Annotated in this window: 26 protein-coding genes; 24 read left to right on the plus strand and 2 right to left on the minus strand. The window is 58.9% G+C overall.

Translation table 11 applies throughout. The features are described 5' to 3' along the window. Nucleotides 1-3: 3 nt before the first annotated feature. From AC4ANE_RS09370 to murB, 3 genes are read left to right on the plus strand one after another with little or no spacing between them, the layout of a single operon-like run. Nucleotides 4-189: a Trm112 family protein gene (locus AC4ANE_RS09370; RefSeq protein WP_002552679.1), complete on the plus strand. Its 186-nt coding sequence runs from the start codon at nt 4-6 to the stop codon at nt 187-189. Further along, entirely contained in the window at nt 186-950 is a 765-nt protein-coding gene (kdsB, locus tag AC4ANE_RS09375) for a 3-deoxy-manno-octulosonate cytidylyltransferase (RefSeq protein ID WP_002552680.1), read from the plus strand. The genes AC4ANE_RS09370 and kdsB overlap by 4 nt, the downstream gene beginning before the upstream one ends. A 34-nt stretch (nt 951-984) precedes the next feature. Then, on the plus strand, nt 985-2,004 hold the full coding sequence (gene murB / locus AC4ANE_RS09380; protein WP_002552681.1) for a UDP-N-acetylmuramate dehydrogenase: 1,020 nt from the start codon (nt 985-987) through the stop codon (nt 2,002-2,004). 154 nt (nt 2,005-2,158) lie between these two features. On the opposite strand, the gene rne is transcribed toward murB, so the two are convergent. After that, the gene (gene rne / locus AC4ANE_RS09385) at nt 2,159-5,500 is read right to left on the minus strand and encodes a ribonuclease E (protein ID WP_445261102.1); all 3,342 of its coding nucleotides are present in this window, start codon (nt 5,498-5,500) and stop codon (nt 2,159-2,161) included. 717 nt (nt 5,501-6,217) lie between these two features. On the opposite strand from rne, the gene rluC reads away from it, so the two are divergent. Genes rluC through sppA form a run of 3 tightly spaced genes read left to right on the plus strand, consistent with a single transcriptional unit; the run spans nt 6,218 to nt 8,849 of the window. After that, nucleotides 6,218-7,174 (plus strand): 23S rRNA pseudouridine(955/2504/2580) synthase RluC, encoded by a 957-nt coding sequence (gene rluC / locus AC4ANE_RS09390; RefSeq protein WP_002552683.1) that lies wholly within the window; start codon nt 6,218-6,220, stop codon nt 7,172-7,174. After that, nucleotides 7,164-7,826: an HAD-IA family hydrolase gene (locus AC4ANE_RS09395; protein ID WP_002552684.1), complete on the plus strand. Its 663-nt coding sequence runs from the start codon at nt 7,164-7,166 to the stop codon at nt 7,824-7,826. Before rluC ends, AC4ANE_RS09395 begins: the two co-directional genes overlap by 11 nt. A gap of 24 nt (nt 7,827-7,850) precedes the next feature. Next, on the plus strand, nt 7,851-8,849 hold the full coding sequence (sppA, locus tag AC4ANE_RS09400) for a signal peptide peptidase SppA (RefSeq protein WP_002552685.1): 999 nt from the start codon (nt 7,851-7,853) through the stop codon (nt 8,847-8,849). Between the two features lie 55 nt (nt 8,850-8,904). Here the strand turns inward: sppA and AC4ANE_RS09405 are convergent, their stop codons facing one another. Next, entirely contained in the window at nt 8,905-9,483 is a 579-nt protein-coding gene (locus AC4ANE_RS09405) for a Maf family protein (RefSeq protein WP_002552686.1), read from the minus strand. A gap of 106 nt (nt 9,484-9,589) precedes the next feature. Between AC4ANE_RS09405 and AC4ANE_RS09410 the strand changes: the two genes are divergently transcribed. The 18 genes from AC4ANE_RS09410 (at nt 9,590) to AC4ANE_RS09495 (ending at nt 23,957) form a co-directional block, all read left to right on the plus strand. Continuing rightward, on the plus strand, nt 9,590-10,117 hold the full coding sequence (locus AC4ANE_RS09410; RefSeq protein ID WP_002552687.1) for a YceD family protein: 528 nt from the start codon (nt 9,590-9,592) through the stop codon (nt 10,115-10,117). Nucleotides 10,118-10,130: 13 nt separating this feature from the next. Beyond that, nucleotides 10,131-10,313 (plus strand): 50S ribosomal protein L32, encoded by a 183-nt coding sequence (gene rpmF, locus AC4ANE_RS09415; protein ID WP_002552688.1) that lies wholly within the window; start codon nt 10,131-10,133, stop codon nt 10,311-10,313. Nucleotides 10,314-10,317: 4 nt separating this feature from the next. Next, nucleotides 10,318-11,340, plus strand: a complete 1,023-nt coding sequence (gene plsX, locus AC4ANE_RS09420; RefSeq protein ID WP_002552689.1) for a phosphate acyltransferase PlsX — start codon at nt 10,318-10,320, stop codon at nt 11,338-11,340. A gap of 116 nt (nt 11,341-11,456) precedes the next feature. Further along, nucleotides 11,457-12,395: an ACP S-malonyltransferase gene (gene fabD, locus AC4ANE_RS09425; RefSeq protein WP_002552690.1), complete on the plus strand. Its 939-nt coding sequence runs from the start codon at nt 11,457-11,459 to the stop codon at nt 12,393-12,395. Between the two features lie 15 nt (nt 12,396-12,410). After that, a complete protein-coding gene (gene fabG / locus AC4ANE_RS09430; RefSeq protein ID WP_002552691.1) occupies nt 12,411-13,154 on the plus strand; it encodes a 3-oxoacyl-ACP reductase FabG in 744 nt (247 codons plus the stop codon). A gap of 191 nt (nt 13,155-13,345) precedes the next feature. Then, nucleotides 13,346-13,582: an acyl carrier protein gene (gene acpP, locus AC4ANE_RS09435; protein WP_002552692.1), complete on the plus strand. Its 237-nt coding sequence runs from the start codon at nt 13,346-13,348 to the stop codon at nt 13,580-13,582. A gap of 128 nt (nt 13,583-13,710) precedes the next feature. Next, complete coding sequence (gene fabF / locus AC4ANE_RS09440; protein ID WP_002552693.1) at nt 13,711-14,955, plus strand: beta-ketoacyl-ACP synthase II; 1,245 nt, start codon at nt 13,711-13,713, stop codon at nt 14,953-14,955. Beyond that, nucleotides 14,955-15,770, plus strand: a complete 816-nt coding sequence (gene pabC / locus AC4ANE_RS09445) for an aminodeoxychorismate lyase (RefSeq protein ID WP_002552694.1) — start codon at nt 14,955-14,957, stop codon at nt 15,768-15,770. Before fabF ends, pabC begins: the two co-directional genes overlap by 1 nt. 3 nt (nt 15,771-15,773) lie before the next feature. Then, nucleotides 15,774-16,898, plus strand: coding sequence for an endolytic transglycosylase MltG (gene mltG, locus AC4ANE_RS09450; RefSeq protein ID WP_002552695.1), 1,125 nt, complete (start codon nt 15,774-15,776; stop codon nt 16,896-16,898). A gap of 22 nt (nt 16,899-16,920) precedes the next feature. Continuing rightward, nucleotides 16,921-17,553 carry a dTMP kinase gene (gene tmk / locus AC4ANE_RS09455; RefSeq protein ID WP_460408865.1) on the plus strand — a complete coding sequence of 211 codons (633 nt, stop codon included), beginning with the start codon at nt 16,921-16,923 and terminating at the stop codon, nt 17,551-17,553. Further along, nucleotides 17,546-18,532, plus strand: coding sequence for a DNA polymerase III subunit delta' (locus tag AC4ANE_RS09460; protein ID WP_002552697.1), 987 nt, complete (start codon nt 17,546-17,548; stop codon nt 18,530-18,532). Before tmk ends, AC4ANE_RS09460 begins: the two co-directional genes overlap by 8 nt. Before the next feature lie 34 nt (nt 18,533-18,566). Continuing rightward, on the plus strand, nt 18,567-18,923 hold the full coding sequence (locus AC4ANE_RS09465; protein ID WP_002552698.1) for a PilZ domain-containing protein: 357 nt from the start codon (nt 18,567-18,569) through the stop codon (nt 18,921-18,923). Nucleotides 18,924-18,937: 14 nt separating this feature from the next. Further along, nucleotides 18,938-19,723, plus strand: a complete 786-nt coding sequence (locus tag AC4ANE_RS09470) for a TatD family hydrolase (protein ID WP_002552699.1) — start codon at nt 18,938-18,940, stop codon at nt 19,721-19,723. A 359-nt stretch (nt 19,724-20,082) separates the two neighbouring features. Next, nucleotides 20,083-20,736 (plus strand): LysE family translocator, encoded by a 654-nt coding sequence (locus AC4ANE_RS09475; RefSeq protein WP_002552700.1) that lies wholly within the window; start codon nt 20,083-20,085, stop codon nt 20,734-20,736. Between the two features lie 155 nt (nt 20,737-20,891). After that, a complete protein-coding gene (locus tag AC4ANE_RS09480) occupies nt 20,892-21,554 on the plus strand; it encodes a TetR/AcrR family transcriptional regulator (RefSeq protein WP_031594871.1) in 663 nt (220 codons plus the stop codon). A 123-nt stretch (nt 21,555-21,677) separates the two neighbouring features. Beyond that, complete coding sequence (locus AC4ANE_RS09485; protein WP_002552702.1) at nt 21,678-22,280, plus strand: DUF4823 domain-containing protein; 603 nt, start codon at nt 21,678-21,680, stop codon at nt 22,278-22,280. Nucleotides 22,281-22,300: 20 nt separating this feature from the next. Beyond that, complete coding sequence (locus tag AC4ANE_RS09490) at nt 22,301-22,861, plus strand: DUF1285 domain-containing protein (protein ID WP_002552703.1); 561 nt, start codon at nt 22,301-22,303, stop codon at nt 22,859-22,861. Nucleotides 22,862-22,946: 85 nt separating this feature from the next. Then, complete coding sequence (locus AC4ANE_RS09495) at nt 22,947-23,957, plus strand: aspartate-semialdehyde dehydrogenase (RefSeq protein ID WP_002552704.1); 1,011 nt, start codon at nt 22,947-22,949, stop codon at nt 23,955-23,957. Nucleotides 23,958-24,018: the final 61 nt, after the last annotated feature.

A 24,018-nucleotide genomic window follows, 5' to 3' on the forward strand; every position in this document is an offset into this window, starting at 1 on the left:
CCTATGGACACCAAACTACTCGATATCCTCGCTTGCCCTGTCTGCAAGGGACCATTGAAGCTCAGCGCCGACAAGACCGAGCTGATCAGCAAAGGGGCAGGCCTTGCCTACCCGGTACGCGACGGCATCCCTGTGATGCTCGAAAGCGAAGCACGCACCTTGAGCACCGATGAGCGGCTGGAAAAATGACAGCAGCGTTCACCGTTGTCATTCCTGCGCGTTACGGCTCCAGCCGTTTTCCCGGCAAGCCACTGAAAACCATTGCAGGCAAGCCCATGGTTCAGCTTGTCTGGGAGCAGGCGTGCAAAAGCAGCGCCGAGCGTGTGGTGATTGCTACCGACGATGCGCGCATCGTCGAGGCTTGTCAGGCTTTTGGTGCAGAAGTGCTGCTGACCCGCGAGGATCACAATTCCGGCACCGATCGTCTGGCCGAGGTGGCTGCGCAACTGGGGCTGGCTGCTGATGCGATTGTGGTCAATGTGCAAGGCGACGAGCCGATGATCCCGCCTGCGGTGATCGATCAGGTGGCGTCCAACCTGGCGGCTCACCCCGAAGCCGGCATGTCTACGCTGGCCGAGCCTATCGACGATGTGGTCGCGTTGTTCAATCCGAACATCGTCAAGGTCGCAACAGACATCAACGGCCTGGCGCTGACGTTCAGCCGTGCCCCATTGCCTTGGGCGCGTGACGCGCTGACCGCAAACAGGGACGAGTTGCCCGCTGGCGTGCCTTATCGTCGTCATATCGGTATTTACGCCTATCGTGCGGGCTTTCTTCATGACTTCGTTAGCTGGGGTCCGTGCTGGCTGGAAAACACCGAAAGCCTGGAGCAACTGCGTGCGTTGTGGAATGGCGTGCGAATTCACGTTGCCGACGCGCTTGAAGCGCCACCCGGTGGCGTCGATACGCCTGAAGACCTGGAGCGCGTAAGGCGCTTGCTGGAGGGTTGATGCGCTTCGTCCAGTGGTTCGGGAAGGCGAGAGTATGACCTTGCAGGTGCAGTCCGCGATTTCCCTCAAACCTTTCAACACCTTTGGCGTGGATGTTCAGGCCCGCTTGTTTGCCGAAGCGCATAGCGATGACGATGTTCGCGAGGCGCTGGCGTATTCGGTCGAGCACGATGTACCGCTGCTGGTTATTGGCGGTGGCAGTAACCTGCTGCTCAGCGGTGACGTGCAGTCATTGGTGCTGCGCATGGCCAGTCGCGGCATTCGCATCGTGCATGAGGACTGTCTCGAGTCGATTGTCGAGGCAGAGGCTGGCGAGCCCTGGCATCCGTTCGTGCAGTCCTGTCTGGAACTGGGGCTGGCGGGGCTGGAAAACCTCAGTCTGATTCCAGGCACCGTTGGGGCGGCACCCATGCAGAACATCGGTGCTTATGGCGTCGAGATCAAGGATATATTCCATAGCCTGACTGCGCTGGATCGTGAAACGGGTGAATTGCGCGAGTTTTCCCTGGAGGACTGTGCGTTCGGCTACCGCGACAGCGTGTTCAAGCATCAGGTCGCGCGCTGGTTGATCCTGCGGGTGCGCTTCAAGCTCAGCCGCGTAGCCAATCTGCACCTTGAATATGGTCCGGTTCGTCAGCGTCTCGACGAATTGGGTATCGATAAACCGACGCCTTTTGATGTCAGTCGGGCAATCTGCGCAATTCGCAGTGAAAAACTGCCCGATCCGGCGGTACTTGGCAATGCGGGCAGCTTTTTCAAGAACCCGGTGGTTTCTGCTGAACTGTACGCAACGCTTAAAAGCGGGCATCCGGGCGTCGTGGGCTATCCGCAGGTCGATGGCCGGGTGAAGCTGGCAGCGGGGTGGTTGATCGAACAGGCTGGCTGGAAGGGCTATCGTGACGGCGACGCTGGCGTGCATAAGCTCCAGTCACTGGTACTGGTCAATTACGGGCAGGCCAGTGGCTTGCAGCTATTGAGCCTGGCGCGCCGCATCCAGAGTGACATCGTCGAGCGTTTTGGCGTTGAGCTGGAGATGGAGCCGAACCTCTACTGATAGCCTGGGGATGGTCTCTTGTGGGAGCGAGCTTGCTCGCGAAGGGATTAGATCAAGCGCTGTGTATTGAAGATGAGCGCAGTGCAGTCCTCAATCAGCGGACATGAAAAAGCCCCGCCTGTCTGCACAGGCGGGGCTTTTTCATGAGCCGGAGTTAAACGAGTGGTTTAGGCTCGTTTTCTTTCTCGGCTTCATGTTGCGGTTTGACTGCTGGTTGCTCAGTCGCCGCTTCTTCAGTCTTTTCCTCGATAGCCTGAGAAGGCTGGACCGATTCTGCTTCAGCGGCAACAGGTGCTGCTTCGGCGATGACTGGAGTGCTGGCAGCAGCGGCTTCCTGCTGACGGCGTGCTTCTTCTTCACGCTTGCGACGACGAACTTCACGAGGATCGTTCGGTGCACGGCCGGTGCTGCTGACCGGTGCTGCCGGTGTTTCCACGACCACAGGTTGTTGCTCTGCAGGTGCAGGCGCTGCTTCCTCGATGGCCTGAGGCGCGACGTAAGGAGCAGGCTCCTCCTTCACGACGACAGGCTCGGCAGCAGGAGTAGCAGGCGTTGGCAGTTCGGACGATTCAGTGGCTGGCACTTCTTCATGGGCCGCTGCTTCGACCGGCGCTTGTGGCGCTGGCTCTGGCGTTGGTGTGAACGGCACGACGCGCTCTGCATGCGGCGCTTCGAACAGCTCGGTCTGCGCGGCAATGGCAGGTGCTTCGACCGCAGCAGGTTGAACCTCTACTTCCGGAGCCGGTTTGGCGACTGGCGCATTATCCGCAACCGGCGCTTCAACGGCAGGCACTTCAACGACCGGTTCTGCTGCTACCGGAGTTTCTGGAGTGGATGCTTCAATTGCCGGTGCGTCAGCTTCCGGTGCCTTGGCAGCAGTTGCTTCGGCAACAGGCGCTTGCTGCGCGGGCTCTACGGCTGGAGCGTCTACAGCAGTGCTGTTGGCCCGCTCGGCCTGCTGGTGTGCATCGGCTTCTGCTGTGGCGCTGATCACGCCGCCAGCCGCAGCTGCTGCGGTGAATCCCAGGCCAGCCGACAGATCGGTGGCACTGCTGCCTTCTTCAGTATTTTCTGCCGAGCCGTTTTCTTCGGAACCGTTTTCTTCAGAGCCTTCGATCACGTTGCCATTGGCATCACGTTGACGCTCACGACGGTTGCTGCGACGACGCTGACCGCGGGAGCGGCGGCGAGGGCGGTCGCCTTCGCTACCGTCGTTGCCTTCCTGGTTCTCGTCATTGATCTGCTCTTCGTTGAGCAGCACTTCCTCTTCGCTCACGGCAGCCGCGGCCTGTTCGGCGCGTGGTTGACGTTCTTCGCGAGGTGCGCGCGGCTGGCGTTCTTCGCGCGGTGCGCGTTCAGGACGCTCTTCACGAGCAAGGTTTACGGCAGGGGCTGCATCCAGAGGCTCGCGCAGTTCGCGGACCGGACGATCTTCGCGTGCTTCACGTGGCTTGCGCTCGCGGGAAGTACGGGCTGGACGCTCTTCACGTGGTGTTGAATCCTCGCGGGCTTCACGCGGTTCGCGAACGGTACGCTCTTCACGAGGTGCGCGTTCTTCACGAGGTGCACGCTCCTCACGTGGGGCGCGCTCTTCGCGCGGCGCGCGTTCGGCACGTTCTTCACGGGGGGCGCGTTCTTCACGAGGCTTGCGCTCTTCGTCACGACGGTTGTTGCGGCCACGGCTCTGTTGGCGACCGTTGCGGCGCTCCTCGTTACGGGCCGGACGCTGTTCGGCAGCAGGTTTTTCAACCACTACCGGAGCGGCAGGCTCTTCCTTGGTCGCAAACAGGCTGACCAGGGATTTCACCAGGCCCTTGAACAGGCTTGGCTCGTGAGCGACCGGTGCAGGCGTTGGGGCAGGCGCAACGGCTTCTACCGGAACCGGCGCATTGGCACGAGCAGGTGCAGTCTTGACGGCTGCTTCCTGGCGAACAAGAGTGCGGGTTGCGGCAGCCAGCGGGGCGATTTCTTCCACTTCGGCTGCAGCCGCGGCGATTTCGTAGCTGGTCTGGCTGTTGTGTGCTTCCGGGCTGTCATCACGCAGACGCTGAACTTCGAAGTGCGGGGTTTCCAGCTGGTCGTTCGGCAGGATGATGATGCGCGCACGGGTGCGCAGCTCGATCTTGGTGATCGAATTGCGTTTTTCGTTGAGCAGGAAAGCCGCGACCGGAATCGGCACCTGAGCGCGCACTTCGGCAGTGCGGTCTTTCAGGGCTTCTTCTTCGATCAGGCGCAGGATGGCCAGCGACAGCGATTCAACATCACGGATGATGCCGGTGCCGTTGCAGCGAGGGCAGACGATGCCGCTGCTTTCGCCCAGCGATGGACGCAGGCGCTGACGGGACATTTCCAGCAGACCGAAGCGCGAAATGCGACCGATCTGCACGCGGGCGCGGTCGGCTTCCAGGCTTTCGCGGACTTTTTCTTCCACCGCGCGCTGGTTCTTGGCCGGTGTCATGTCGATGAAGTCGATCACGATCAGGCCGCCGATGTCGCGCAGACGCAATTGACGGGCGATTTCCTCAGCCGCTTCAAGGTTGGTCTGCAGGGCGGTTTCTTCGATGTCGCTGCCTTTGGTGGCGCGCGCCGAGTTGATGTCGATGGACACCAGGGCTTCGGTCGGATCGATGACGATGGAGCCGCCGGAAGGCAGTTCGACCACGCGCTGGAAGGCGGTTTCGATCTGGCTTTCGATCTGGAAGCGGTTGAACAGTGGAACGCTGTCTTCGTACAGTTTGATCTTGCTGGCGTACTGCGGCATCACCTGGCGGATGAAGGTCAGGGCTTCTTCCTGGGCTTCGACGCTGTCGATCAGGACTTCGCCGATATCCTGACGCAGGTAGTCACGGATGGCACGGATGATGACGTTGCTTTCCTGATAGATCAGGAAAGGGGCCGAACGGTCCAGGGACGCTTCCTTGATGGCGGTCCACAGTTGCAGCAGGTAATCGAGGTCCCACTGCATTTCTTCGCTGCTGCGGCCCAGGCCGGCAGTACGAACGATCAGACCCATGTCGGCTGGAGCGATCAGGCCGTTGAGGGCTTCACGCAGTTCGTTGCGCTCTTCGCCTTCGATACGGCGCGAGATGCCACCGGCGCGAGGGTTGTTCGGCATCAGGACCAGATAGCGGCCTGCAAGGCTGATGAAGGTGGTCAGGGCTGCGCCCTTGTTGCCACGCTCTTCTTTCTCGACCTGAACGATGACTTCCTGGCCTTCGCTCAGGACGTCCTTGATGTTGACGCGGCCTTCAGGGGCTTTCTTGAAGTACTCGCGGGAGATTTCCTTGAGGGGCAGAAAGCCGTGGCGCTCAGAGCCGAAATCGACAAAGGCAGCCTCAAGGCTGGGTTCAATGCGAGTGATTCGGCCTTTATAGATGTTGGCCTTCTTCTGCTCGCGTGCACCTGACTCGATGTCCAGGTCGTAGAGGCGCTGGCCGTCTACCAGTGCAACACGCAACTCTTCGGGTTGAGTTGCGTTAATCAGCATTCTTTTCATGTAGTACCGTCGGTTTCCGGGCTGCCGGAAACGGCGTTCGGCACACACGACTTCTCACGGTCGGTGTCAGGGCACGTCAGGAGTGGTTGGACACTCCAGTGTCTAGCGAGGTCCTCGCCCAGAGGGGGCGGAGGGTCGCGACGACGTTTCCTGCTTGCTGTGGTGGCATAAGACACCCTTTTCAGCAAAAGCTTTGTCAGGAGGAGGAATCGACCATCGGTAGCGGACGAGATGAAGCGTCTAGAACAAGCCTTGTGCTACACAGTCCGATGGTTGTGCGTCTCCACCCTACACGTATCCCTGATAATTCGGGTGCTGCCGCGCGCAGAATCCGCAGCGGGTTGGCATTTACCGCGATCTTCGATAGGGAAGGTCGCGCATCATGGCTTGAGGCGTTGTTCCCGAAGCATTCGCTCGTAGCGTCTGAAAGCGACTGCACTTTGTGAACTGGCCATGAACTGTCCGCACTGGCCGCGAGCTGTCTGCTCTGCTGTCAGGCGTGTTTCCGGCCTCATGTCACCTGCGCTCGTTACGTTTTCAGCGTGCTCCGTTGTCACCGAACACTGCGTAGGACGGCCTCCCGTCCTTGTGAATTGCGTTGGTCAGGGCCGGTTGTCAACCGTTGGTCCGCTGTCCGGCCGCTTTTGGCGGCGTTCGCGACTATAGCAGCAATCATTAAGTGCTTCAAATCCATAAAAAATTGTTATCATTTGCGGCATGACGAATATTGCCCCTCCAACCCCCGGCGTCCAGCTGGTTGAGGTTGCCCCGGAACTTGCCGGTCAACGCATCGATAATTTTCTGATCACTTATCTCAAGGGTGTGCCCAAAACCTTGATTTACCGCATTTTGCGCAAAGGCGAAGTGCGTGTGAACAAGGGGCGGATCAAGCCGGAGTATAAGTTGCAGGCAGGCGATATCGTGCGCATTCCTCCAGTACGCGTGCCTGAGCGCGACGAGCCGGTGCCGGTTGCGCAGGCTCTGCTGCAGCGCCTCGAGGCTGCGATTGTCTACGAAGACAAGGCGCTGATCGTGCTCAACAAGCCTGCGGGTATCGCTGTGCATGGCGGCAGCGGCCTGAGTTTCGGGGTAATCGAAGCATTTCGTCAGTTGCGTCCGGATGCCAAGGAGCTCGAACTGGTGCACCGTCTCGATCGCGACACGTCCGGTCTGCTGATGATTGCCAAGAAACGCAGCATGCTGCGTCATCTGCACGAAGCCCTGCGCGGCGACGGCGTCGACAAGCGCTACATGGCGCTCGTCCGCGGTAACTGGGCAACGGCTCAGAAACAGGTGCGTGCGCCGCTGATGAAAAGCAATCTGCGCTCCGGCGAGCGCATGGTCGAAGTGAATGAAGAGGGCAAGGAGGCTCTGACGATCTTCAAGGTACTGCGTCGTTTCGGTGACTTTGCCACCATGGTCGAAGCCAAGCCGGTGACCGGGCGCACGCACCAGATCCGCGTGCACACGCTGCATGCGGGGCACGCCATTGCAGGCGATACCAAATACGGTGACGAGAATTTCAGTCGCGAGATTCGTGATCTGGGCGGCAAGCGTCTGTTCCTGCACGCCTATATGCTGACGGTACCGATGCCCGATGGCAGCAAACTGAATGTGCAGGCGCCTGTGGACGAAATGTGGGCCAAGACAGTGGAGCGTTTGAGTGCGCCGTAATTACGACCTGTTGATTTTCGATTGGGACGGCACGCTGGCCGACTCTGTGGGGCGAATTGTTCTGGCCATGCGTACCGCGGCTATCGAGACTGATCTGGAGGTTCGTGATGATCCGGCGATCAAGGGCATTATCGGTCTGGGTCTGCCCGAGGCGATTCGAACCCTTTATCCGCAGATCAGCGACAGTCAGGTGATCGACTTTCGGCAACGCTACGCTGACAGCTACATGGCCATGGATAACGTGCCTTCGCCGCTGTTCGAGGGCGTTCTGGAGTCGATGCAGGCGTTTCGCGAGGACGGCTATCGTCTGGCGGTCGCTACCGGCAAGGCGCGCCGTGGGCTGGATCGGGTGCTGCAGGCCAATGGCTGGGGAGATTACTTCGATGCCACCCGGGCTGCCGACGAAACCGCCAGCAAGCCGGACCCGCTGATGTTGAACGAGATCATGGCGCATTGTGATGTTGCGCCGCAGCGTTCGTTGATGATCGGCGATGCGTCGTTCGATCTGCTGATGGCCCGCAACGCAGGTATGGATTCGGTTGCGGTGGGTTATGGTGCTCAGTCGCTGGAGTCGTTGCGCCAGTTTCAGCCACGATTGGCTATTGAGCATTTTTCCGAGCTGCGCACCTGGTTGAATGGGCGCGGCGTCTAGTTTTAGGGTTGGAGTGATTGGAACATGTCTGACGAATGGAAGGCACCCGTCTCGCAAAGCGCGGATGAGGGCGTCAATGGCAAGGAAGAAGCAAAAAGCTGGAAACTTCTGGAAAAGACGCTGCTGGCCAGTGTTCAGGAGCAGCGTCGTGCGCGTCGCTGGGGAATTTTCTTCAAGCTGCTGACGTTCGCGTTTCTGTTCGTTGCAGTGGTCGTTCCGATGCTGGACTTTGAAGGCGGTACATCGCGCCGCTCCAGCCACACAGCGCTGATCGATGTGCAGGGTGTGATTGCCGACAAGGAGTCGGCCAGTGCCGAGAATATCGTCACGGCGCTGCAGAAGGCGTTCGAGGATGAGAAAACCAAGGGCGTGATTCTGCGTATCAACAGCCCGGGCGGCAGTCCTGTGCAGTCGGGCTATGTCTATGACGAAATCCGTCGTCTGCGTGCTGCAAAGCCGGACATCAAGGTGTATGCGGTCATTACCGACCTGGGTGCTTCGGGTGCTTATTACATCGCCAGTGCCGCTGACCAGATTTACGCCGACAAGGCCAGTCTGGTGGGTTCGATCGGTGTGACGGCGGCGGGGTTCGGGTTTGTCGGTGCCATGGACAAGCTCGGCGTTGATCGTCGTACCTACACATCGGGCGAGCACAAGGCATTCCTTGATCCGTTCCAGCCGCAGAAGGCCGATGAGACGCAGTTCTGGCAAGGTGTGCTGGACACAACGCATCGTCAGTTCATTGCCAGCGTCAAGCAGGGTCGTGGTGATCGTCTGAAGGACAAGGATCATCCCGAGCTGTTTTCGGGGTTGATCTGGACCGGTGAGCAGGCCGTTGCGCTCGGTCTGGTGGATGGTCTTGGCAGCGCCAGTTATGTCGCGCGGGATGTGATCAAGGAAAAGGATATCGTTGAATACACCGTCGAAGAGTCGCCTTTCGACCGCTTTTCGAAAAAGCTGGGCACCAGTATCGCTGAGCGCATTGCCATGCTGGTCGGCTTCAACGGTCCAAGCCTGCGCTGACGGCTTGATGCAGAAATGAAGAACCCGGCCAATGGCCGGGTTCTTTGTCTGAGCGTCAGGGTACGCTGACCCCTTCCTTTATTAGCATGTCCACAAGGCGTATCAGTGGCAGGCCGATCAGGCTGGTCGCGTCGCTGCCTTCGGTGCTGCGAAACAGGCTAACCCCCAACCCTTCAGCCTTGAAGCTGCCGGCGCAGTCATAAGGTTGCTCTGCATGCAGATAGCGTTCGATGCTGGCTTGATCGAGTTCGCGCATGTGCACGGTAAAGGGTACGCAATCGACCTGATGCTCGCCTGTCGAGCTATTAAGCAGGGCCAGTCCGGTCAGGAAGGTTACGCTGGTGCCACTGGCAGCCGTCAGTTGCTCAAGTGCGCGCTCGAAGGTATGTGGCTTGCCGAGTATCTGCCCGTCTAGGACGGCAACCTGATCGGAGCCAATGATCAGGTGATGCGGATATTCGCCCGCCAGCGCCTCGGCTTTCTTTAAGGCAAGGCGTCGAACGAGGTCGTGTGCGGTTTCGTCCGGTCGGTGACTTTCATCAATGTCCGGGGACTTGCAGGTGAATGGCAGGCGCAGGCGAGTGAGCAGTTCGCGCCGGTATGAAGAGCTGGAGGCAAGGAGCAGGGATGGCATGCGGTTCTCCGTAGGCTGAGCGTCGATTCTAAAGAGTGGCCGGAGTGACGAACAGGCCTGAATTTCCTTTGACATGCCAAGGGGGCATCCCTAGAATGCTGCGCCTATGTTGAATGACCCGATTCCATCTCACGTTGACCCGCGCAAATTGTCTGATCGCGGCACTACCCTTCAGGGTGAAGTGCTGCTGGGCGATTTGAAGAGACTCTGCGACCCGCTTGCCGACACTGTCGGTACGGTGCAGGCGAAATTCGTTTTTGAGCGTGACGAACGCCGTTCTGTGGTTATCCACAGTTCGATAGACGTCCCGGTCAAGATGGTTTGCCAGCGTTGTCTTGAGCTGGTGACCCTGCCGATCCACAGCGAATGCAGTTACGCCGTGGTGAAGGAGGGTGCGAATACCCAGTCGTTACCGAAAGGTTATGACGTGCTGGAACTGGGCGAAGATCCTTTGGATCTGCTGGCATTGATCGAGGAGGAGCTATTGCTCGCCTTGCCCATTGTGCCTGCTCATCATCCTGAAGAATGCCAGCAACCGGCGGGTCTCGATGAGCCCGAACCGAGCGTGGACGAGGTAACGCGGTCCAACCCGTTCAGTGTATTGGCGCAGTTAAAGCGTGACCCAAACGTTTAGGAGTTAATCAATTATGGCTGTTCAGCAGAACAAAAAATCCCGCTCTGCCCGTGACATGCGTCGTTCGCACGACGCCCTTGAGGCAAGCACTCTGTCGGTAGAAAAGACCACTGGTGAAATTCACCTGCGTCACCACGTATCGCCAGAAGGCGTATACCGTGGTCGTAAAGTGATCGACAAGGGCGCTGACGAGTAATTTCTTGTCCGCTCCGATCATAGCGATCGACGCAATGGGCGGGGACTTCGGTCCCCGCAACATTGTTCAGGCAAGCCTCGCGTGCCTGACAGCTACGCCCTCGCTTCATCTGGTCCTCGTCGGCCAAGCCTCCCTGATTGAAGAACTCATTGCCCGTCACGGTGCCGTGGATCACTCGCGTCTGCGTGTCGTAAATGCCAGTGAAGCCATTGCAATGGACGAGCGCCCGTCCCAGGCCCTGCGTGGCAAGCCTGACTCGTCCATGCGCGTTGCGCTTGAGCTTGTTGCGAGCGGGCAGGCCCAGGCATGTGTCAGCGCTGGTAATACCGGTGCGCTGATGGCGCTTTCGCGGTTTGTGCTCAAGACCTTGCCCGGTATCGACCGTCCCGCGATGATCGCAGCCATTCCCACCCGGTCTGGCCATTGCCAGTTGCTCGACCTGGGTGCGAACGTCGATTGCAGCGCCGAGGCGCTTTATCAGTTTGCCGTAATGGGCTCTGTTCTTGCCGAGACCCTGGGCGTCACAAAACCCAGGGTTGCCTTGCTTAATGTGGGCACGGAAGACATCAAGGGCAATCAGCAGGTCAAGCTTGCCGCTGGTCTTCTGCAGGCAGCCCTGGGGCTCAACTACATTGGCTACATCGAAGGCGACGGTTTGTACCGGGGTGAGGCTGACGTTGTGGTGTGTGATGGCTTTGTCGGCAATGTACTGCTCAAGTCGAGCGAGGGGCTGGCGAGCATGATTGCCGCCAGAATCGATACACTGTTCAACCGCAACCTGCTGAGCAGGGCGGTCGGAGCGCTGGCGTTGCCGTTGCTCAAGCGACTGCAGACTGATCTGGCACCTGCTCGTCATAATGGCGCGAGCTTGCTCGGGTTGCAGGGGGTTGTGGTGAAAAGCCACGGTTCGGCCAGTGTTTCAGGGTTCCAGAGTGCGATTCAGCGAGCGATCGTTGAATCCCGTGAAAACCTGCCGCAGCGCCTGAAGGGGCGGCTTGAATTGCTTCTCCAGAACGGCGGAGCCTGAAAATGTGACGCATCAGACTGGTCAGTCATCCAACCGATCAGTCATGTAAATTTGAATACCCGCGTTCGGCCTGTCCGGACGCCCATTTTGGCGACAATAATTCAGAGGCTTGTCAAATGTCTGCATCCCTCGCATTCGTCTTTCCGGGTCAAGGATCGCAATCGCTCGGTATGCTCGCCGAGCAAGGCGCGCAGCATCCGCTGATCCTCGACACTTTCGAGCAGGCTTCCGAAGCCCTTGGCTACGACCTGTGGGCATTGACTCAGAACGGTCCTGCCGAGCTGCTCAATCAGACCGACAAGACCCAGCCGGCCATTCTCACCGCTTCCGTTGCCTTGTGGCATGTGTGGCTGGCCGAGGGCGGTGCGGTTCCTGCGTTCGTCGCCGGTCACAGCCTGGGTGAATACAGCGCACTGGTGGCCGCGCAAAGCCTGAGCCTGGCCGACGCCGTGAAGCTTGTCGAGCGTCGCGGCCAGTTGATGCAGGAAGCGGTGCCAGCGGGTCAGGGCGGCATGGCCGCCATTCTGGGGCTGGATGATGCCGACGTTATCGCAGCCTGCGCCGAAGCGGCGCAGGGCGAAGTCGTCAGTGCCGTGAATTTCAACTCGCCGGGTCAGGTGGTGATTGCCGGTTCCGCCGAGGCCGTCAAGCGTGCCATGGAGCTGTGCAAGGCCCGTGGTGCCAAGCGCGCCTTGCCGTTGCCGGTCAGCGTGCCATCGCACTGCGAACTGATGCGCCCGGCTGCCGAACGTTTCGCCGAGGCTGTTGAGGCCATCGAATGGCAGGCGCCGGAAATCGCGCTGGTACAAAACGTCAGTGCCAGTGCTGTCAGTGATCTGGCGACGCTCAAGCGTGACTTGCTGGAACAGTTGTACAAGCCGGTTCGCTGGGTTGAATCCATTCAATGCCTGGCGAGCCGTGGTGCGAACCAGCTTGTGGAATGTGGGCCGGGCAAAGTCCTGGCCGGTCTGAACAAGCGTTGCGCCGAAGGCGTGATTACTTACAACCTTGATACCCCGGACGCCTTTGCCGCCGCGCGCGCGGCACTGGCCTGATTAGGAGAAGCCTGTATGAGCCTTCAAGGTAAAGTTGCACTGGTCACCGGTGCGAGTCGCGGTATTGGTCAAGCCATCGCCCTGGAATTGGGGCGCAATGGTGCTGTCGTTGTGGGCACCGCGACCTCTGAGTCCGGCGCCGAGCGCATTAGTGCGACGCTCAAGGAAAACGGCATCGAAGGCTTTGGCCTGATGCTCGATGTCTGCGATGCCGAGTCCGTGAATTCGGTCCTGTCGACCATCCAGGAGCGTGTCGGTGCACCGTTGATTCTGGTCAATAATGCTGGCATCACCCGTGATAATCTGATGATGCGCATGAAAGATGACGAATGGTATGACGTCGTCAACACCAACCTGAACAGCCTTTTCCGCCTTTCCAAGGGTGTTTTGCGCGGCATGACCAAAGCGCGTTGGGGTCGTATTATCAGCATTGGTTCGGTTGTGGGTGCCATGGGCAACGCCGGTCAAGTAAACTATGCTTCCGCGAAGGCCGGGCTGGAAGGTTTCAGCAGGGCTCTGGCCCGTGAAGTGGGTTCGCGGGCAGTAACCGTTAATTCGGTTGCGCCCGGTTTCATCGACACCGATATGACGCGTGAGCTGCCTGAGGCTCAGCGTGAGTCACTGATTACCCAGATACCCCTGGGCCGTCTGGGGCAGGCTGAAGAGATTGCGCATGTAGTCGCTTTTCTTGCCTCCGAAGGCGCAGGGTATGTTACCGGGGCCACAATCCCTGTTAACGGCGGCATGTACATGAGCTAATGTGACCACCTGTTTCAAAAAAATGTCATACGAGCTGTCTAAAATCCGTTATAAAGCTGCAATCTATGCATGGGCAAAGGTACGGTTGGGCATAAGGGAAGAGCGTTAAGCTTGAAATTCGCAAAACCTCTTCTATACACTTACCCACTGGCCAGATGCCTGAACATTTCCACTAGGAGTTAAAACTAGGTATGAGCACCATCGAAGAGCGCGTCAAGAAAATCGTTGCAGAGCAACTTGGCGTCAAATCAGAAGAGGTTGTCAACACTGCTTCTTTCGTTGAAGACCTGGGCGCTGACTCCCTGGACACTGTCGAGCTGGTAATGGCTCTGGAAGAGGAATTCGAGACCGAAATCCCTGACGAAGAAGCGGAAAAGATCACTACCGTTCAAGCAGCAATCGACTACGTCACTAGCCACCAGGCTTAAGATTTGTAATCGCTGACTGCTGTCACGGGAAAACCGCACTGCTTTAACCGGCGTGCGGTTTTTTCTTTAGAAAACGCTGTGATTGTTCGTAACTGATTGTTCCGTAAACAAGAGAGAAGGAGAGTCCTGTGTCGCGTAGACGCGTCGTGGTCACCGGGATGGGCATGCTTTCGCCACTGGGCAATGACGTGCCCAGCAGTTGGCAGGGCATTCTGGCGGGCCGCAGTGGCATTGGCCTTATCGAGCACACGGACTTGTCGGCCTTCACCACCCGTTTCGGCGGTTCGGTCAAGGGTTTCAACGTCGAAGAATACCTCGCGCCCAAAGAAGCGCGCCGGCTCGATCTCTTCATTCAGTATGGCCTCGCGGCCAGCTTTCAGGCGGTGCGTAATGCAGGCCTCGAAGTCACTGATGCAAACCGTGAACGCATCGGCGTCGCGATGGGTTCGGGTATCGGTGGTCTGACCAACATCGAAAACAGCAGTCGTCTGCTGCACGAGCAAGGCCCAGGACGGATTTCACCGTTTTTCGTGCCGGGCTCGATCATCAACATGATTTCCGGTTTCCTGTCTATCCATCTGGGTGCACAGGGGCCTAATTACTCCATCGCCACGGCTTGCACCACGGCGACCCACTGCATCGGCATGGCGGCTCGCAACATCGCCTATGACGAAGCGGACGTGATGATTGCCGGTGGCGCTGAAATGGCTGCCTGTGGCCTGGGGCTGGGTGGTTTCGGTGCCGCGCGTGCGCTGTCGACCCGCAACGACGACCCGACCCGTGCCAGCCGTCCCTGGGACAAAGGCCGTGATGGTTTCGTCCTGTCTGACGGTGCCGGTGCGATGGTGCTTGAAGAGCTTGAACACGCCAAAGCACGCGGCGCGACCATCTACGCTGAACTGGTCGGGTTCGGCATGAGCGGCGATGCCTATCACATGACCTCGCCACCTGATGACGGTGCCGGTGCTGCACGCTGCATCGTCAATGCGTTGCGTGATGCGAAGGTCAATGCCGATCAGGTGCAGTACATCAACGCACACGGTACGTCGACGCCTGCGGGCGATCTGGCCGAGGCCTCTGCGATCAAGTCGGTGTTTGGTGATCACGCCTACAAGCTGGCTGTCAGTTCGACCAAGTCGATGACCGGCCACCTGCTGGGCGCTGCTGGTGCTGTCGAGGCGATCTTCAGTGTGCTGGCAATGGTTGATCAGGTGGCTCCGCCGACCATCAACCTGGATGAGCCAAGCGAAGGCTGCGATCTGGATTTCGTGCCTCACGAAGCACGCCGCATGCCGATCGATGTCGTTCTGTCGAACTCGTTCGGCTTCGGTGGCACCAACGGTTCGCTGGTATTCCGTCGGTTCGCCGAGTAATGCCCGCCTGGGTCGATGGCTGCCCCGCAGACGCCTTGTCCCTCAAGGACCGGGGGCTGGCCTACGGCGATGGACTGTTTGAAACCATCGTCGTCAAGGCCGGGCAGCCATTGCTCCTGGAGCGCCATCTGCAGCGTCTCGAAAACGGATGCGCGCGCTTGTCGATCGCAACCGATCATGCGCTTATCCGTGCAGAAATGACCCGCTTCGCTGCAGAGCTTGGCGATGGTGTCATGAAGCTGATCCTTACCCGCGGCGACAGCCAGCGCGGTTACGCTCCAGCCCCCAATGCCCAATCGCGTCGAATCCTGCAGGGCGGCTCTGCGCCAGCCTATCCGGGTGTGCATGCCGAGCAGGGCGTGCGCCTGTTTGCCTGCCAGACGCGTCTGGCGGAACAGCCGCTTCTGGCTGGACTCAAGCATCTGAATCGCCTGGAACAGGTGCTGGCCCGCTCGGAATGGAGCGATAGCGAGCATGCCGAAGGCTTGATGCGCGATACCTCCGGGCGATTGATCGAGGGTGTCTACAGCAATCTGTTTCTGGTAAGCCAGGGCCGCCTGCTGACTGCCGATCTGAGCCGCTGCGGGGTAGCGGGGGTGATGCGTGCCGAGTTACTGGATCAGGCACGAAACCTGGGACTGGTTGTCGATATCCGTGATTTGCACCTGTCCGACCTTGAATCGGCGGACGAAGTGTTTCTATGCAATAGCGTCTACGGCGTCTGGCCGGTTCGCGGCTTTACAGTCTTGAGCTGGCCGGTCGGGCCGCTCACCCGTAAACTGCAAGGTATTGCTCGCACCCTTCTGGATATCTGATTTGTGATCCGAAAAATATTGGTGTTGCTGGAAACAGCTGTCGTTCTGGCAGGCCTTTTGCTCGGCTTTGCGTTCTGGCAGCAACATCAGGCGCTGAACCAGCCGCTCGAAGTCGCTCAGGAGCAACTGCTGGATGTCCCGGCCGGCTCAACGCCGACCGGTGTGCTTAATCGACTGCAGGCCGATGGCGTGATCAAGGACGCCTTCTGGTTGCGCCTCTACTGGCGTTTCAACCTCTCCGGACAGGCACTGCACAGCGGCGAATACCGCATGGTGCCGGGCATGAACGTCAAGGGGCTGTTCGACGTCTGGAAGCGCAAGGAGGTTGTGCAATACAGCCTGACGCTGGTCGAGGGCTGGAATTTCCGTCAGGTGCGGGCTGCGCTGGCCAAACAGGCCAAGCTCGATCAAACGCTGGCTGGCTTGTCCGACGGCGAGCTGATGGCAAAAATCGGCCATCCTGATGTATTCCCTGAAGGGCGTTTCTTTCCTGACACCTATCGCTATGTGCGCGGCATGACCGATGCCGAATTGCTCAGGCAGGCTTACAGTCGTCTGGAAGAAGTGCTGGATGAAGAATGGAACGCCAGGTCGTCTGAGGCTCCGTATTCCAATCCTTATCAGGCCCTGATCATGGCGTCGCTGGTCGAGAAGGAAACCGGTGTGCCTCAGGAGCGTGGCCAGATCGCGGGTGTGTTCGTGCGTCGCTTGAAGCTGGGCATGCAGTTGCAGACCGATCCGACCGTGATCTATGGCATGGGCGAGCGCTACAACGGCAAGTTGACCCGGGCCAATCTCAAGGAACCCACGCCGTACAATACCTACGTGATAGCCGGTATGCCGCCGACACCGATTTCACTGGTGGGGCGCGAGGCGATTCATGCCGCGCTCAACCCGGTAGCGGGCAGCAGCCTGTATTTCGTGGCCAAGGGGGACGGCAGCCATGTGTTCTCGGACGATCTGGATGCCCATAACTCAGCGGTGCGTGACTATCAGCTCAAGCGCCGCGCAGATTATCGCTCCAGCCCGGCACCTGCTGCACCGGCACCATCAACTGATTCTCCCTCTTCAGAGCCCGAGCCTGCGACTGCAACAGATGCCCCTCAGCCCGAGCCGAATGCGCAATGATGGCAATAATTAAGGATTACCTGTGACTGGCTTGTTTATCACCCTTGAAGGCCCGGAAGGTGCTGGCAAAAGTACCAATCGCGAATACCTGGCGGCACAGCTGCGCGCGCAGGGCGTTCAGTTATTGCTGACCCGCGAGCCGGGCGGCACTCCGCTGGCCGAGCGCATTCGCGAACTGCTGCTGGCTCCCAGTGATGAAGCCATGAGTGCCGACACCGAACTGCTGCTGGTGTTTGCCGCGCGCGCACAACACCTGGCCGAGGTCATTCGCCCGGCTCTGGCGCGTGGCGAGGTGGTGCTTTGTGATCGGTTTACCGATGCAACCTACGCGTATCAAGGTGGTGGCCGCGGCTTGTCTCAGCAGCGTATTGCCGTGTTGGAAGAGTTTGTTCAAGGCGATCTGCGGCCTGATCTGACGCTGGTGTTTGACCTGCCGGTGGAAATCGGTCTGTCACGTGCCGCAGCACGTGGCCGACTCGATCGCTTCGAGCAGGAAGGCCGGGCTTTCTTCGACGCGGTGCGCTCGACTTATCTGCAGCGGGCGAAGGCGGATCCTGCGCGGTATCGTCTGGTGGACGCGGCCCAGCCGCTGGCTGACGTTCAGGCTTCCCTTGATGCATTGCTGCCGCAGTTGCTGGAGCTGCGACGTGGCTGAAGCCTACCCCTGGCAGGCATCACTCTGGCAGCAGATGGCCGGTCGTGCTCAGCACGCTCATGCCTATCTGCTGCACGGTCCGGCTGGTATCGGCAAGCGGGCACTGGCCGAGCGCCTGATGGCCAGCCTGCTGTGCAAGGCTCCCGAAGCGCTTGAGGCCTGCGGGCATTGCAAATCCTGCCTGCTGCTGGCGGCTGGCAGTCATCCGGACAACTATGTGCTGGAGCCGGAAGAAGCAGACAAGCCGATCAAGGTTGATCAGGTCCGTGACCTGGTGAGCTTTGTGGTGCAGACCGCCCAGATGGGCGGTCGCAAGGTGGTGCTTGTCGAGCCGGTGGAAGCGATGAACATCAACGCTGCCAATGCCTTGTTGAAGAGTCTTGAGGAGCCGTCGGGCAATACCGTTCTATTGCTGGTCAGCCATCAGCCGAGCCGCTTGCTGCCAACGGTAAAAAGTCGCTGTGTGCAGCAGGCCTGCCCATTGCCCAGTGAGCAGATGAGTCTGGACTGGCTGGGCAATGCCCTGCCTGATTGCACGCAGGAAGAACGCTTCGAATTGCTGACGCTGGCAGCGGGGTCGCCGCTGGCTGCCGTGGCACTTTACACGCAAGGCGTTCGCGAACAACACGCGCTGGTGGTGGATGGCGTCAAGAAGCTACTCAAGCAACAGCAATCGGCTACCCAGCTGGCCGAAGGCTGGAAGGATATCCCGTTGTTATTGTTGTTCGACTGGTTCTGTGACTGGTCGCACCTGATCCTGCGCTATCAGATGACGCAGGACGAGGAAGGCCTTGGTCTTGGCGACATGCGCAAGGTCGTTCAATACCTGGCGCAGAAGTCTTCTCGCGCAAAAGTGCTGGAGATCCAGGACTGGATTCTGGCACAGAGGCAAAAAGTCATGTCCAAGGCCAATCTAAACCGGGTCTTGCTGCTTGAAGCATTGCTGGTGCAGTGGGCAGGCCTGCCGGGACAGGCGTAGACTCGGCGTTATCCGGAACCGTTGAGGTGTTGTCATGAGTCTGCCGCTGAACACAGGTCCACGTAATGGCATTCTGTCCCTGACCATCAAGGACAAATCCGTGCTTTACGCTGCCTACATGCCATTCATCAGAAACGGCGGGCTGTTCATCCCCACCAGCAAAAGCTACAAGCTGGGTGATGAAGTGTTCATGCTGCTCAATCTGATGGACGAACCGGAGAAGGTTCCGGTGGCTGGCCGCGTCGCCTGGATTACGCCAAAAGGTGCGCAGGGCAACCGGACTGCCGGTGTCGGCGTGCAATTCAATGATGGCGACAATACCGCGCGCAATCTGATCGAAACTCATCTGGTCGGTGCTCTGAAGTCCGATCGTCCAACCCATACGATGTAGTTGTGTTTTAACCCATGCTTGTAGACTCCCATTGTCACCTTGATCGCCTTGACCTTGCCCAGCACGACGGTTCGCTGGATGCAGCCCTTGAAGCCGCTCGGGGCAGAGGGGTCGGGCATTTTCTATGTATCGGTGTCAGCGCCGACAATGCAGGCGCGGTCAAGGCGCTCGCCGAGCGCTACGCCGATGTCGACTGCTCGGTAGGCATTCATCCGCTGGACGTGAAGCCCGGTGAGATGCCGCCTCTGGACTGGTTGCTCAAGGAGCTGGATCACCCGCGAGTGGTGGCGATAGGTGAAACCGGTCTGGACTATCACTACGAACCCGAAGCTGCCGAGCTGCAGCAGGCTTCTTTTCGGTTGCACCTGGAGGCAGCCAGTGTCACTGGCAAGCCGGTGATCATCCATACCCGTGGCGCGCGCGCCGATACATTGAGCCTTCTGCGTGATGCGGCGCTGCCTCAGGCGGGCGTTCTGCATTGCTTTACCGAAGACTGGGAGATGGCCAGGGCGGCGCTGGATATGGGTTACTACATCTCGCTGTCCGGCATCGTGACCTTTCGCAACGCCGACGCCCTGCGGGATGTCGCAAGGCAAGTCCCCGCTGACCGGCTGCTGGTCGAAACCGATTCCCCGTACCTTGCGCCTATCCCTTATCGGGGCAAACCGAATCTGCCGCAGTACGTACGCGAAGTTGCCGAGTTTCTGGCGATGCTACGGGGCGAGTCCTACGAACATTTCGCCGAGCAGACCACCGCTAACTTCGCTCGCCTGTTCCCGCTGGCGCATGTTCAACGCTGAGTGGCGTACACGTTGACTGACGGCAAATCGCGGGCAAAAAAAACCCGGATTCTGGGGGGGGTGAAGCCGGGTTAAGACCATTAGGAGTAAAACAAAGGCACGCTAGTCCTTAGGCACCTTTACTGGCGAGTCATTTGGGGAATGATGACCCGTCAGTGGCTTAAGTATTGCCCAGCATGGCGTACCGTCCAGTGCCTTGTGATCGTTTTTTAAACAGTTTTGGAATACTAAAGCGATTCTTGAGTCCTTGATGAGCACTTTTTGCCGGACGGGATACAAGGCCATCGCATCAAATTTGCCCGTGTACGCCAGCAGGTCAGGCATGCCGAGGTTTTTCAGTGCCTGGTCGGAGTGTTCGAGTGGAGTTTTCCAACGGTTTTCTACTGAGTCTGTCGTTATGCCTGGATATTGGCCTGGCAAATATAGCCATGATCACGCTGTCCATGCAGCGCGGCTTTTCCAAGGGGCTGTGGCTTGGGTTGGGAACCTGTGTCGGCGATCTGGCCTATGCGGTCCTGGCCATGCTCGGCATGGCGGTGCTGCTGCAATATGAAGCCGTACGCTACGTGCTCTGGCTCGGCGGTACGGCGGTGTTGGCCTGGTTCTGCTTCAGGATGGTCATGAGTGCCACCGCGCTCAGTGCCGGCCTCGATAATCAGGATGTTCAATCGGAAAAATCCAGCCTGGCGTTGTTCCTGCGCGGAATTTTTCTGGCGATGTCATCACCCAGCGCCATTCTCTGGTTTGCTGCAGTCGGCGGTGCGCTGATTGCTCGACAGGGTTCTGATCTTGCCAGTGCCTCGACCTTTCTTGCCGGGTTCGTTGCGGCGGGCGTGGTCTGGTCGATCTCGCTGTGTGCGCTGGCACATCAGGGTGGGCGTTTCATGGGGGAGCGTATGTTGCGCTGGTCCTACATTGCCTCGGCGCTGATCTTTGCCTATTTCACGTTGTATGTAGTGATCACGGGTTACCTGGAGTTTGTCGCTGCATCCCCGGTACTGCCTGCGTCGTAGCATACCGTCGTGTGTCCGGTTTGCGAAGCTGACGCCAAAATGCGAATTTTTCGCCGGTTTCGTTCATAAAGATCGACAAGTAAGGATGATCCGTGCAATTTAGCGCCGATTGGGCATAATACCCGGCTTCGATTTCGATCCTGACAGACCTCTCTATGCAGAAAGAACCTCGTAAGGTCCGTGAATTTCGCCGCCGTGAGCAGGAAATTCTCGACACCGCGCTAAAGCTGTTCCTGGAGCAGGGCGAAGACAGCGTCACTGTCGAGATGATCGCGGACGCCGTCGGCATTGGTAAAGGCACCATCTACAAGCACTTCAAGTCCAAGGCAGAAATCTATCTGCGCCTGATGCTCGACTATGAGCGAGACCTGAACGAGCTGCTGCACTCCGCTGATGTCGACAAGGACAAGGAGGCGCTCTCACGTGCCTACTTCGAATTCCGTATGCGTGATCCGCAGCGCTATCGCCTGTTCGACCGCCTGGAGGAAAAAGTGGTCAAGGGCAATCAGGTGCCCGAGCTGGTCGAAGAGCTCCACAAGATCCGCGCCTCCAACTTCGAACACCTGACCCTGCTGATCAAAGGCCGCATCACCGAAGGCAAGCTCGAAGATGTCCCGCCTTACTACCACTACTGTGCCGCCTGGGCGCTGGTGCATGGCGCCGTTGCGCTGTACCACTCGCCGTTCTGGAGCAATGTGCTGGAAGATCAGGAAGGCTTCTTCCACTTCCTCATGGACATCGGCGTGCGTATGGGCAACAAGCGCAAGCGCGATGCCGACGTCGTCGCCGAGCCCAAACCCGACCCTGCTACGGAATAACGCCCCGGCCCGGTCTTGAGCATCTGCTTCAAGGCTTTGGTGCCTGCTGTGCCAGAGATGGCGCGGAAGCTGCATCCGACGACCATTCGCCGGTTTTCCGTCACCGGTATTTGGGAGGGGATGATGCGTAGCCTGGTTATGCTGCTCGCGCTTTTGGCGTTGAGTGGCTGCATGAAAGTCAGTGACATGGGCGAGGGGGTTCGCGAGCAATTCAGCGATGCGGGTCTGCTCGATCACAGCGACACTCGCCGTACTGCCAACTGGCGTGTGCAGCCCGACTCGTTCATTTATATCGCGCAAGGTGCCTTCGTGCCGCCAGGCAATGCCTATCCGCGGCCCAATGTGGTGGCTGAAGAGGCCTTCAAGGGGTTCATCGAGTACTTCCCGATGGTCCGTCGTGCCCGTGGGCCAATGGGCCTGGATGAGGCCATGATCGAGGCGCGCAGTGCAGGCGCACATTATTTGCTCTACACCCGTTTTGCCAAGGCCGATGATCGCATCGGCACCGGCGATCAGTGGGCCGATCAGGAAGCCGTGGACCGTCTGGGTGTCGACAGCGGTGTCATTCAACTGATGCTGATCGAAACCAGCACCCGTTACCTTATCGACAGCGCGCGCATTCGCAGCCGTGGCGGATTGCTGACGCTTTACGACAAAAGCCCCGAAGATTTGCTGGGTCCGCCTCTTGAGGACTACGCTCGTACCTTATTGGGCGTCGAACGTTAAGCCAGCGTCAGGAGAGTGGAGTGACCGATTCAAACAAGGCGGGTGATCTGTTTGCGCAGATCCCCAAAACCAAGGGGTTGCCGCCTGTTCATTTGTGGAATCCGGATTTCTGTGGCGATATCGACATGCGTATCGCCCGAGACGGGACGTGGTATTACCTGGGCACGCCGATCGGCCGCAAACCAATGGTCAGGTTGTTCTCGACGATCATGCGTCGCGACGGCGATGACTATTTTCTGATTACCCCTGTCGAGAAAGTCGGCATCAAGGTCGATGACGCGCCCTTTGTCGCCGTAACCCTTGAGGTGCTGGGAGAGGGTGAGGGTCAGGTGCTGCGCTTCCTGACCAATGTCGAGGATCAGACTGAAGCGGGGCCGGAGCACCCTTTGCGGGTTGTGACAAACCCTGATACTCAGGAGCCAGCGCCGTATATCCATGTGCGGAGCAATCTTGAGGCGCTGATTCACCGCAATGTCTTTTATCAACTGGTCGAGCTGGCGGTCTCCCGCAAGATCGACGGGCAGCGCTGGCTGGGTGTCTGGAGTCACGGCGTGTTTTTCCCGGTGGGTCTTGAACCTTGAAAAACACGGCTATTTGCCGGCTTGAATTGCCTGTCGCCAGTGCGACAGTTAAAGTGCCGCTCCCTGATTTCCCTGAGGTTTTTGCATGAGCCAGTCCTTTGATATCGCCGTAATCGGCGCAACCGGTACTGTCGGCGAAACCGTTGTCCAGGTGCTGGAGGAGCGCAACTTCCCGGTCGGCAATCTGCACCTGCTGGCAAGTATCGAGTCTGCGGGTCACTCGGTGCCGTTTCGGGGCAAGAATGTACGCGTACGGGAAGTCGATGAGTTCGACTTCAGCAAGGTGCGCCTGGCATTCTTCGCCGCTGGCCCGGCGGTAAGCCGCAGTTACGCCGAAAAGGCCGTGGCGGCGGGGTGCTCGGTCGTCGACTTGTCCGGTGCATTTCCCGTCGTGCAGGCACCTAATATCGTGCCGGAAATAAATGCTACGCTTTTGCACAGCGGCGCGGCCGCCTCGCTGGTGGCCAGCCCGAGCGCCTCTGCCACTGCGGTCGCACTGGCTTTGGCGCCGTTGCGCGGGTTGATCGATATCCAGTCGGTGACAGTAACGGCCTGTCTGGCGGTCTCCGCACTCGGGCGCGAAGGCGTCAGTGAGCTGGCGCGTCAGACTACCGAGCTATTGAATGTCCGCCCGCTGGAAACCCGCTTTTTTGATCGTCAGATGGCGTTCAACGTACTGGCCCAGGTCGGGACGCCTGACGAGTCGGGGCATTTGCCGCTGGAAAGGCGTCTGGTCGATGAATTACGCGAACTGCTGACGCTGCCATTGCTCAAAGTGTCTGCTACCTGCATTCAAGTGCCGGTGTTCTTTGGCGACAGCTTTACCGTAACGCTGCGCACCGCAGGTTCGGTCGATGTTGCGGCGATCAATGCGGCACTCGAGTCTGCCGCCGGAATCGAACTGGTCGATGAGGGTGATTACCCTACGCCAGTGGGTGATGCCGTAGGGCAGGACGTGGTTTATGTGGGGCGCGTTCGGGCGGGAATTGACGATCCCGAGCAGCTGAATCTGTGGCTGACGTCAGATAATGTACGAAAAGGCGCTGCGCTCAATGCTGTGCAGGTTGGCGAATTGTTGATAAAAGACTATGTGTAAAAGATACTTGGCAACAATTTGAATAATTGTTTTAGCGGCGATACGCCTTACACCCAAATGC

The sequence above is a fragment of the Pseudomonas sp. Pme6b genome (assembly GCF_058129925.1).

Coding starts and splice junctions, on each gene's coding strand:
- AC4ANE_RS09370 (WP_002552679.1), top strand. CDS start 4: ATGGACACCAAACTACTCGATATCCTCGCTTGCCCTGTCTGCAAGGGA.
- kdsB (WP_002552680.1), top strand. CDS start 186: ATGACAGCAGCGTTCACCGTTGTCATTCCTGCGCGTTACGGCTCCAGC.
- murB (WP_002552681.1), top strand. CDS start 985: ATGACCTTGCAGGTGCAGTCCGCGATTTCCCTCAAACCTTTCAACACC.
- rne (WP_445261102.1), bottom strand. CDS start 5,500: ATGAAAAGAATGCTGATTAACGCAACTCAACCCGAAGAGTTGCGTGTT.
- rluC (WP_002552683.1), top strand. CDS start 6,218: ATGACGAATATTGCCCCTCCAACCCCCGGCGTCCAGCTGGTTGAGGTT.
- sppA (WP_002552685.1), top strand. CDS start 7,851: ATGTCTGACGAATGGAAGGCACCCGTCTCGCAAAGCGCGGATGAGGGC.
- AC4ANE_RS09405 (WP_002552686.1), bottom strand. CDS start 9,483: ATGCCATCCCTGCTCCTTGCCTCCAGCTCTTCATACCGGCGCGAACTG.
- AC4ANE_RS09410 (WP_002552687.1), top strand. CDS start 9,590: ATGTTGAATGACCCGATTCCATCTCACGTTGACCCGCGCAAATTGTCT.
- rpmF (WP_002552688.1), top strand. CDS start 10,131: ATGGCTGTTCAGCAGAACAAAAAATCCCGCTCTGCCCGTGACATGCGT.
- fabD (WP_002552690.1), top strand. CDS start 11,457: ATGTCTGCATCCCTCGCATTCGTCTTTCCGGGTCAAGGATCGCAATCG.
- fabG (WP_002552691.1), top strand. CDS start 12,411: ATGAGCCTTCAAGGTAAAGTTGCACTGGTCACCGGTGCGAGTCGCGGT.
- acpP (WP_002552692.1), top strand. CDS start 13,346: ATGAGCACCATCGAAGAGCGCGTCAAGAAAATCGTTGCAGAGCAACTT.
- pabC (WP_002552694.1), top strand. CDS start 14,955: ATGCCCGCCTGGGTCGATGGCTGCCCCGCAGACGCCTTGTCCCTCAAG.
- AC4ANE_RS09465 (WP_002552698.1), top strand. CDS start 18,567: ATGAGTCTGCCGCTGAACACAGGTCCACGTAATGGCATTCTGTCCCTG.
- AC4ANE_RS09470 (WP_002552699.1), top strand. CDS start 18,938: ATGCTTGTAGACTCCCATTGTCACCTTGATCGCCTTGACCTTGCCCAG.
- AC4ANE_RS09480 (WP_031594871.1), top strand. CDS start 20,892: ATGCAGAAAGAACCTCGTAAGGTCCGTGAATTTCGCCGCCGTGAGCAG.
- AC4ANE_RS09485 (WP_002552702.1), top strand. CDS start 21,678: ATGCGTAGCCTGGTTATGCTGCTCGCGCTTTTGGCGTTGAGTGGCTGC.
- AC4ANE_RS09495 (WP_002552704.1), top strand. CDS start 22,947: ATGAGCCAGTCCTTTGATATCGCCGTAATCGGCGCAACCGGTACTGTC.